Genomic DNA, 8,880 nt, shown 5'->3' with positions numbered 1-8,880 from the left:
GTCGAGAACGTGCTCCAGGGCCCTCGCTTGGGCCCACGCCGCGCCCCGGCCCACACCCCCGTCGCCCTCCTCACCCGCGCGGCCGACGCCCGGGGCGGAGACGGACACGACCGGCTCCACCACGGCCACGCCGACACCACCGGGTCATCGGCCAGGAGGCGCCCGGTGCTCCGCACCGCCCGCGACGCCCCGCCGGCCCTACCCCACGACACGACGGGCACCGGGCCCCCACCAACCGGAGTCCGCGCCCTCGTCGACCACGACACCGAGGCCCCTCGGCCCGACGACGCCCGGGCCGCCATCGCCACCGCACGCTCGAGCGCCCTCGATCCCCCACGGGACGGCGACCACCGGTACGCCCATGGCACCGGCCACGGCGACCGCACCCGCGCCCCCACGACCACCGGCCCCGGACCCGCGCACCGCACCGCCCTCGGCCACCGGGACCACGCCCACCGGGGCTGATCCACCGACCGGCCCCACCCCTCCACCGGCACGATCCGGCGCGTGCCCACCCACGCGCCGGGCCCCGCCGACCCTCCACAGCGGCTCACGGCGACCGCACCCGCGTGCCGCCAGACTCGTCGAACGGACCCGAACCATGCACGTCCGCCCCACCCTCGCCCTGCCCGCCGCCGCACTCGCGGCCACCCTCACCCTCACCTCCTGCGCCGACGCCAACGGATCCGACGACGGCGCCTTCACCTTCGGCCTGCTCTATCCGCAGAGCGGCTCCCTCGCCTTCCTGGCGCCACCACAGATCGCCGCCGTCGACTACGCCATCTCCCTGATCAACGACGCGGGCGGTGTGCTCGGCACCGAGGTGCCACCCCCCGTCCAGGCCGACGAGGCCGGTGACAACGCCCAGGCCAACGAAGCGGCCAACACCCTCGTCAACGACGGCGTGAACGCCGTCATCGGCGCCGCCTCCTCCTCGATGACCCAGGCGACCTACGACACCATCACCGGATCCGAGATCACCCAGTGCTCGGGGTCCAGCACCTCACCCGAACTCAGCGAGATCGACGACGGCGGCTACTTCTTCCGCACCGCGCCCAGCGACCTCATGGCCGGCCCCGTCCTCGCCCAGCGGATCATCGCCGACGGCCACACCTCCGTCGCCATCGTCGCCCGCGCAGACGACTACGGCACCGGCTACCTCACCGCCGTCGAGGACGAACTCAACGCCCTCGGCGCCGAGGTCACCCTCAGCGAGACCTACGACCCCGACACCACCAACTTCGGCGCGGTCATCGACGGTGTGTTCCGGGCCGAGGCCGACGCCATCGCCCTCATCTCCTTCGAGGAGGGCACCCAGCTCATGGCCGCCCTCATCGAGACCGAGGTCGACAGCACCTTCTACCTCACCGACGGCCTCAACGACCCCGGACTCGACGAGACCATCGCCGACCGACGCCCCGACGCCATCGTCGGCACCACCGGCGTCGCCCCCAGCGCCGACAACCCCGCATTCAACGAGGGACTCCGCGCCTTCGCCCCCGACCTGGACGTCTTCCAGTTCGCCCCGCAGATCTTCGACTGCGTCACCGTCATCGCCCTGGCCGCCGAGGCCGCCGACTCCACCGACCCGCGCGTCTACGTCGAACACCTGCCCGACGTCAGCCGCCCGGCCGGCACCGAGTGCACCTCCTTCGCCGAGTGCCGCGACCTCCTCGACCAGGGCCAGGACATCGACTACCAGGGCGCCAGCGGCGACATCGACTTCGACGACAACGGCGACCCCACCTCCGCCACCTTCGAGGTCTTCCACTTCGGGCGCGACGGCTACGAGATCCTCGACTACGTCGACTACTCCAGCCGGGAGGACTGACCCCGCGCACGACGAAAGAGGGGGTGGGGCCGCGGCCCCACCCCCTCGAACACGGCCCCGAGGGCCCGCCGGATCACGCCTTGGCGAGCGTCCCCAGGTACAGCTCGATCACGTTCGGGTCCTTCAACAGGTCCCGTCCCGTGCCCGTGTACGCGTTCCGACCCTGGTCCAGCACGTATCCGCGGTCACAGATCTGCAGGCAACGCCGGGCGTTCTGCTCCACCATGATCACCGAGACACCCGTGGAGTTGACCTCCTTGACGCGCTGGAAGACCTCCTCCTGGTAGATCGGCGACAACCCGGCGGTCGGCTCGTCCAGCAGCAGCACCGACGGGTTCATCATGAGGGCCCGACCCATCGCCACCATCTGACGCTCACCGCCCGACAACGACCCGGCCTTGGCCCGACGCCGGTCCCCCAACAGCGGGAACAGCTCCGCCACCACGGCGAACCGCTCGGAGAACGACCGCGGGCGCAGGAAGGCCCCCATCTGGAGGTTCTCCTCGATGGTCAGGGACGGGAACACGTTCCGCGTCTGCGGCACGTACCCCACCCCCCGCTCCACCAGCGTGTGGGCCTGCAGGCCGGCGATACTCGAACCGCGCAGCGTCAGGGAACCCTCACGCACCGGGATCAGCCCGAAGATGGTCTTGACCAACGTCGACTTGCCCGCGCCGTTCGGGCCGATGATCGCCACGACCTCGCCCTCGGTGAGCGTCAGGGTGCACCCGTTGAGGATGTTCACCCCTGGCACGTAACCGGCCACCATGTCCTTGGCGAGCAGCAGGTAGTCCTCCGGACCACCCACCTCCAGCACCTCGGCGCTCGCGTGCTCCAGGATCTCCTCACGGTGCTCCTGGACGACCGCGGCCTCCTCGGCCTCCACCGGGATCTCCTCCGGCTCCGGGCGCAACTTGTCGTTCTCCTCAGGCATCGCCACTCTCCCCGGCCTCGCCCTCGACCTCCTGGGCACCCAGGTAGGCATCGATCACCTGCTGGTCGGAACGGATGTCCGAAGGACGACCCTCCGCGATCACCTGCCCCTGCGCCAGCACCACGATCCAGTCACTGATACCCATGATCACGTCCATGTCGTGCTCGACGAACAGGACCGTCTTGCCCTCGTCCCGCAACGACGTGATGTGGTGCAACAACGACTGCACCAGCGCCGGGTTCACACCCGCCATCGGCTCGTCCAGCATGATCATGCTCGGGTCGGTCATCAACGCGCGCGCCATCTCCAGCAGCTTGCGCTGACCGCCCGACAACGACCCCGCCATGTCCTGGCGCTTGTCGACGAGCTTGAACCGCTCCAACAGGTCCAGGGCACGCTCGGTGTTGGCCCGCTCCTGCGAACCCCACAGCGGCCGCAGGAACGCGCCCGCCATCCGCTCGCCCACCTGGCCCTGGGCGCCCAACAACATGTTGTCGAGCACCGTCAACCGGGTCAGCGCCTTCGTCAGCTGGAAGGTCCGCACCATCCCGGCCCGCGCCACCTGGTGGCCGCGCCGACCATTGATCTGGCGACCCTCGAACGTCCACTGACCACTGTCGACCCGGTCGAAGCCGGTCAACAGGTTGAAGAACGTCGACTTGCCCGCACCGTTCGGACCGATCAACGCCGTGATCGTTCCGCGCTGCACCTCCAGGTGCTTCACGTCCACCGCGGTCAGACCGCCGAAGGAACGCTTCACGTCGTCGGCCACCAGGATCGGGTCCGCCTTCGACGACCCCGGCTCGGGAACCGTGTCCGTCATGCGGTCGACCTCGACCGCCGCGGCCTCGTTCACCTCGTCACTTGACATTGATCAGCATCTCCTTGCGGTCACCGATGAGACCCTGTGGCCGGAAGACGATCAGCAGCACCAGCAGCAGACCGATGAAGGCCAACTGGATCGCGCCGTAGTCCGGACCGTCGAGGAAGGGCAGCAGCCCCTCACGGCCCAGGCCCTTCAGGAAACCGTCCGTGAAGTTCATCAGGAACCAGAACGCCATCGAACCGATGATCGGACCGAACACCCGGCCCGCACCGCCCAGCAGCAGGATCACCCACAGGTAGAACGTCACCTGGGGCTTGAACTGGTCCGGCTGGATCGCCCCCTGGTGCACCGCGAGCATCGCACCGGCGAGCGCACCCAACAGACCGCCCAGCACCAGCGCCTGCATCTTGTAGGCGAACACGTTCTTGCCGAGGCTGCGCACCGCGTCCTCGTCCTCGCGGATGCCCTTGATCACGCGCCCCCACGGGCTGTGGATCAGCATCCACGTGACCAGGGCGGCCAACCCGACCAGACCCCACGTCACCGTCATCAACCACATCTGGTTGCCGGTGAACATGAACGCCCCGACGCCGTACCGCTCACCCGCGTCGAAGGGGTTCACCTGACGGAACCCCGAGGAGAGGTTCTGGAGACCGTACACACCGTTGGTCAGCGGCTCCGCGAAGCCCGCCCGGTACACCAGACGGAGGACCTCCGCCGTCGCGATCGTCGTGATCGCCAGGTAGTCGGCCCTCAGGCGCAGGGTCGGGATACCGAGCAGCAACGCCAACACGAGCGCACAGCCCAGACCCACCAGGAACCCGACCGCCACCGGCAGCTGGAACACCGCCACGCTGATGCCCACGCCGTAGGCGCCGACCAGCATGAAGCCGACCTGACCGAAGTTCAGCAACCCCGTGTAACCGAAGTGCAGGTTCAGGCCCACGGCCGCCAGCGCGTAGATCGCCGCGACCGGTCCGACCGCGGAACGGGCGGACTCGGCGAGGATCATGAGAATATCCATCGTCTACCTCTCCTAGCCGACCCGCTCGCGCGAACCGAGCAGACCCTGAGGCCTGACCAGCAGCATGAGGATCATCAGGGCCAGAGCCCACGCGTTCATGAGCTGCGCGGGGAACCACAGGGTGGACAGCATCGCCACCAGGCCGACGGCGAGACCGCCGACCATGGCGCCATAGGCCGTGCCCAGACCACCCAGGATCACCGCGGCGAACATCAGCAGCAGGAGACGGAAGCCCATCTCGTAGTCGACGACCTGGTTCAGGCCGAAGAGCACACCGCCCAGGGACGCCAGACCGCCACCGAGCAGCCACACGTACAGCGTGACCCGGTCGACGTCGATGCCCGAGGACTCCGCCAGGTCCCGGTTGTCCGAGACCGCGCGCATCGCCTTACCGATCCGGGTGAACTGCAGCAGGCACGCCACCAGCACCAGGACCACCAGGGCCACGCCGATGATCACCAGGTCACGCGGCGGCATCGACACCGGGCCGATGTGCACCAGTTCCTGCACCTGGTATCCCGCGTAGCGCGTCCGGTTCCCACCGAACAGCACCAGAAGCACGTGCCGCAGGACCAGGGCCAGACCGATCGAGACGATGAACATCTGGATCAGGGCCACGTTGCGCTTGCGCAGCGGACGCCACAGGTAACGCTCCATCGTGCCGCCCAGGACGGCGCCCATGACCACCGCGATACCGGCCGCCGCCCACAGCGGCACCCGCCACCCGATGTCGTCACCGAGCACGCCCATCACGGTCGCCAACGCGATACCGCCGAAGACCGACGTCCACTGCAGAACGATCAGCAGGGTCCGGCCGAGCCTGCCCTCGAAGGCGGCTCCCAGCAGGATCGCGACCCCCAGACCCGCGAAGATCGCCAGCAGGGAGTTGCCCATCCCGGCCGCGCCGCTGCTGAAGAGCAGCGCCATCATCGCGCCGAAGGTGACCATGTCACCGTGCGAGAAGTTGATGACCTGCGTCGTGCCGAAGATCAGTGAGAGACCGATCGCGGAGACCGCGATGACCAGGCCGAACAGGAGACCGGCCGCGGCCAGCTGGACGAAGCGGTCACCGAAGCCACCACTGAGCCCCTCGACCTCGACGGTCGGGTCCTCGGCGGAGGTGTCCTCCTCACCCTCCTGGGCCGCGCCGTCCCCCTCCTCAGGGGCATCCGACTCGGCCGGCTCCTCGGCGGCCGCTCCGGCCTCGTCCAGAGCGACGATCAGGGGCCGCTGCTCGTTCGCACCGACCTCCGCCTCCGCCTCACCGTCGACGAGGAGGACCGTCTCACGGATCTCATACTCACTGGGGATGGACTCCTGATCCACCACAACGCGGTAGGTGCCCGGTCCGGGCAGCTCCACTTCCCACATTCCATCAGAGTCGGTCGTCACCGCTTCGATCTCGTCCTCACCCTGGAAGACCGTGATCTCGATGCCTTCGACACCTTGATCCCGATCGTCCGGCTGACCGATCTGACCCTGCAGCGACTCACCGCCCTGTTCGTCCGCCGTAGCCGCCGCCCCGGGAATCACCAGGAATGCGGTGATCAGGGCGAGCAACACGGTCACGAGGCGTGTGCGCACGCGCGCTCCTTGCGCATCTGAGGTCACGTGGTACCCGGATTCGAGCATTCGGGCACCACTGTCCTTTAGCTGTTCGGTGCGGCGAGTTTAGCCCGGTTTAGGCTGATCATTCAGCGCAGCTAAAGCCACGTGACACAACCGTCACCCCATTGTGCGCAACCGAGATCAAACCGGTACCGGATCCGCGTTGACCCTGAACAGGCGTCCAGGTTTTTCCGAGTGCGGCGAGACGATCTGTCACTTCACCTCCACCTACGGTGACCGGATGGCCACACTTGAGACGGCATCCCGACACAAAGCAGGGGCCGCACCCACGGGTGCGGCCCCTGCGTCACGACTCGAGGGAGGAGGTCAGCCCTTCTGTCCACCGAGCGTCTCGACGACGGTCTCGGCGACCTTGCGCATGGTCAGCCGGCGGTCCATGGAGTTCTTCTGGATCCACCGGAAGGCCTCGGGCTCGCTCATCCCGTGCCGGCTCTGCAACAGACCCTTGGCCTGCTCGACCAGCTTGCGGGTCTCCAACCGGTCCTGGAGGCTGCCCACCTCCGCCTCCAAAGCGGAGAGCTCGGCGTAACGAGAGGTCGCCATCTCGATCGCCGGCACCAGGTCCGACTTACTGAAGGGCTTGACCAGGTAGGCCATGGCTCCGGCGTCCCGAGCACGCTCCACCAACTCCCGCTGGGAGAAGGCGGTCAGGATCACCACCGGGGCGATGCGCTCGCCCGCGATGCGCTCGGCGGCGGTGAGACCGTCGAGCACCGGCATCTTGATGTCGGTGATCACCAGGTCCGGCCGGAGCTCCCGTGCCAGCCTGATGGCGGCCTCGCCGTCACCGGCCTCGCCCACGACGGCGTAACCGTCCTCCTCGAGCATCTCCTTGAGATCCAGGCGGATCAGGGCCTCGTCTTCCGCGATCACCACACGGCTCTGCGTCCTCGTCACGTACACGAGGTTACCGAGATCCGCTAGTATGCTGAGCGTCGACCCCGGCAATGCCGGTCGATCGTGATATCAATGTTGACCGGCCGCCGCCCCTCGGATATAAATCCGACAGAGTCAACAAACCGGCCGGGATGATGGAATGGTAGACATAGGGGACTCAAAATCCCCCGTCCTCACGGGCGTGTGGGTTCGAATCCCACTTCCGGCACCATCGCACTGAGAGCCGCCAAGGGCGGCTCTTTTTGCTGTGGGAGAACTTTCCCCGAAAGTGTCCGAGGCATGGGCGAACATGCGACCCATGCACGCTCGCGCCCTCGTCGACAAGGCCCTGACCCTGCACGGGCTCGGCTGGACCCAGCGTCGTATCGCCCGGGAGTGCGGGGTCTCCCAGACGGCGGTCAGCCACTGGATCAACGGGAGACGACGCTCGATGCCCGGCGACGGCGACCGGGGCGTGTACTGCCCCGTGTGCGGTGACGGTCGGCTCGCCCCTCGGGCCTACGCCTACCTCCTCGGTCTCTACCTGGGGGACGGGTACATCGGGGCCATCCGCCGGGGCGTGGACTACCTCTCCATCGTCTGCTGCGACACCTGGCCGGGACTCATGGTGGAGTGCGCGACCGCCATGGCCGCGGTGTTCCCCGTGACGGTCTTCCAGGTGCGAAGGCAGGGCTGCACGGAGATCAAGGCGACCTCGAAACACTGGCGGTGCGTCTTTCCCCAGCACGGCCCGGGCAAGAAACACGAGCGTCGGATCGCCCTGGAGTCCTGGCAGCGGGAGATCGTGGACGCCCACCCGAAGGAGTTCCTCCGGGGGCTGATCCACTCCGACGGGATCCGGGTCGTCAACCGCGTGCGCAGGAAGAGGCCGCGGCCCGGAGCGGAGTTCCACGTCTACCCCCGCTACCAGTTCACCAATGCCTCCTCGGACATCGTCGCCCTGTGCACCAGGGCCCTCGATCGGGTCGGCGTCGACTGGCGGACGCACGTCACCCGGCGGGACCGGGAGGACCTGCGGCCCCTGCACGTGGTGTCGGTGTCGCGCAGGGAGGCCGTGGCCGCGATGGACACCTTCGTGGGTCCCAAGTACTGACCCCTGCCCCCACGCCGCTCGGCGACGGCGTCGGTCCCTGCGCACCACTTGTGGCCGCGTGCGCGCGCACGCCCTGCCCTCCGTCGCCGTCCCGCGGGCCCCTCCCCCACGTCCGTCGGGGCGGTCGTGGCCGCCGCGTCAGGTGGAGCGCAGATGGTCGCGGAGGGCGCGGGCGACGCGGCCCATGAGGGCTTCGGCCTCGGGTTGGTGTCGGGCGGGGACCTGTGAGGCGGTGAGGGCGGCGATGGCGTAGGCCTCGCCGTCGCCGTGCTCGACGACACCGACCTCGTGGCGGTGGTTGAGGACGGTGCCGGTCTTGGAGGACCAGGTGGTGGCGTCGGTGGTGAAGTCGGGGGCCAGGCGGTGGCGGATGGCGTTGTCGGCCATGAGGGCACGGACGCCCCCGGCGACGTCGGGGTGGAGGCGGGTCGGTTTCCAGAGGGCGTGGAGCAGGTCGACGTGGGCGCGGGCGGAGCCGGAGTTGGCGGTGGTGACGTCGAGTTGGGGGATGCCGTGGCCCCGACCGTGGGTGCCGGCCGCGATGGCGAGGGTGTGGGCGAGGTGGGTCTCGTCGGGGGCGAGGCGTTCTGCGGGGGTGGCGTTGAGGACGCCGATGCGGTGGCGGACGGTGAGGCCCCGGATGTGG

9 protein-coding genes and 1 tRNA gene are annotated in these 8,880 nt (G+C 68.7%); 4 read left to right on the top strand and 6 right to left on the bottom strand.

What is annotated here, in order from left to right:
- Positions 1 to 165: 165 nt before the first annotated feature.
- Positions 166 to 465: a hypothetical protein gene (locus tag DSY14_RS25160; RefSeq protein WP_211719098.1), complete on the top strand. Its 300-nt coding sequence runs from the start codon at positions 166 to 168 to the stop codon at positions 463 to 465.
- A 136-nt stretch (positions 466 to 601) separates the two neighbouring features.
- On the top strand, positions 602 to 1,831 hold the full coding sequence (locus DSY14_RS25155; RefSeq protein WP_211719097.1) for an ABC transporter substrate-binding protein: 1,230 nt from the start codon (positions 602 to 604) through the stop codon (positions 1,829 to 1,831).
- Between the two features lie 73 nt (positions 1,832 to 1,904).
- Here DSY14_RS25155 and DSY14_RS25150 read toward each other — a convergent pair whose 3' ends face one another.
- From DSY14_RS25150 to DSY14_RS25130, 5 genes are all read right to left on the bottom strand, one after another.
- Entirely contained in the window at positions 1,905 to 2,765 is an 861-nt protein-coding gene (locus DSY14_RS25150) for an ABC transporter ATP-binding protein (RefSeq protein ID WP_211719096.1), read from the bottom strand.
- Positions 2,758 to 3,636, bottom strand: a complete 879-nt coding sequence (locus DSY14_RS25145; protein ID WP_211719095.1) for an ABC transporter ATP-binding protein — start codon at positions 3,634 to 3,636, stop codon at positions 2,758 to 2,760. The genes DSY14_RS25150 and DSY14_RS25145 overlap by 8 nt, the downstream gene beginning before the upstream one ends.
- Complete coding sequence (locus tag DSY14_RS25140; RefSeq protein ID WP_211719094.1) at positions 3,626 to 4,615, bottom strand: branched-chain amino acid ABC transporter permease; 990 nt, start codon at positions 4,613 to 4,615, stop codon at positions 3,626 to 3,628. The genes DSY14_RS25145 and DSY14_RS25140 overlap by 11 nt, the downstream gene beginning before the upstream one ends.
- A 12-nt stretch (positions 4,616 to 4,627) precedes the next feature.
- Positions 4,628 to 6,199, bottom strand: a complete 1,572-nt coding sequence (locus DSY14_RS25135; RefSeq protein WP_211719093.1) for a branched-chain amino acid ABC transporter permease — start codon at positions 6,197 to 6,199, stop codon at positions 4,628 to 4,630.
- Positions 6,200 to 6,550: 351 nt separating this feature from the next.
- Entirely contained in the window at positions 6,551 to 7,120 is a 570-nt protein-coding gene (locus DSY14_RS25130; RefSeq protein WP_211719099.1) for an ANTAR domain-containing response regulator, read from the bottom strand.
- Positions 7,121 to 7,266: 146 nt separating this feature from the next.
- Between DSY14_RS25130 and DSY14_RS25125 the strand changes: the two genes are divergently transcribed.
- Positions 7,267 to 7,352, top strand: a tRNA-Leu gene (locus DSY14_RS25125).
- An 87-nt stretch (positions 7,353 to 7,439) separates the two neighbouring features.
- The gene (locus DSY14_RS25120) at positions 7,440 to 8,234 is read left to right on the top strand and encodes a helix-turn-helix transcriptional regulator (RefSeq protein WP_211719092.1); all 795 of its coding nucleotides are present in this window, start codon (positions 7,440 to 7,442) and stop codon (positions 8,232 to 8,234) included.
- A 138-nt stretch (positions 8,235 to 8,372) separates the two neighbouring features.
- Here the strand turns inward: DSY14_RS25120 and DSY14_RS25115 are convergent.
- On the bottom strand, positions 8,373 to 8,880 hold a 508-nt coding region (locus DSY14_RS25115), incomplete at its 5' end, for a serine hydrolase (protein WP_211719091.1).

This window comes from Nocardiopsis sp. MG754419, from assembly GCF_018207095.1.
In the GTDB taxonomy this organism is placed as follows: Bacteria; Actinomycetota; Actinomycetes; order Streptosporangiales; family Streptosporangiaceae; genus Nocardiopsis.
Note: the sequence above shows the minus strand (reverse complement) of the source record. Positions and strands in the feature narration are given on the sequence as shown.

What these genes read in the sequence shown, in the direction of transcription:
- DSY14_RS25155 (WP_211719097.1), top strand. Translation starts at nt 602, where the DNA reads ATGCACGTCCGCCCCACCCTCGCCCTGCCCGCCGCCGCACTCGCGGCC.
- DSY14_RS25150 (WP_211719096.1), bottom strand. Translation starts at nt 2,765, where the DNA reads ATGCCTGAGGAGAACGACAAGTTGCGCCCGGAGCCGGAGGAGATCCCG.
- DSY14_RS25145 (WP_211719095.1), bottom strand. Translation starts at nt 3,636, where the DNA reads ATGTCAAGTGACGAGGTGAACGAGGCCGCGGCGGTCGAGGTCGACCGC.
- DSY14_RS25140 (WP_211719094.1), bottom strand. Translation starts at nt 4,615, where the DNA reads ATGGATATTCTCATGATCCTCGCCGAGTCCGCCCGTTCCGCGGTCGGA.
- DSY14_RS25120 (WP_211719092.1), top strand. Translation starts at nt 7,440, where the DNA reads ATGCACGCTCGCGCCCTCGTCGACAAGGCCCTGACCCTGCACGGGCTC.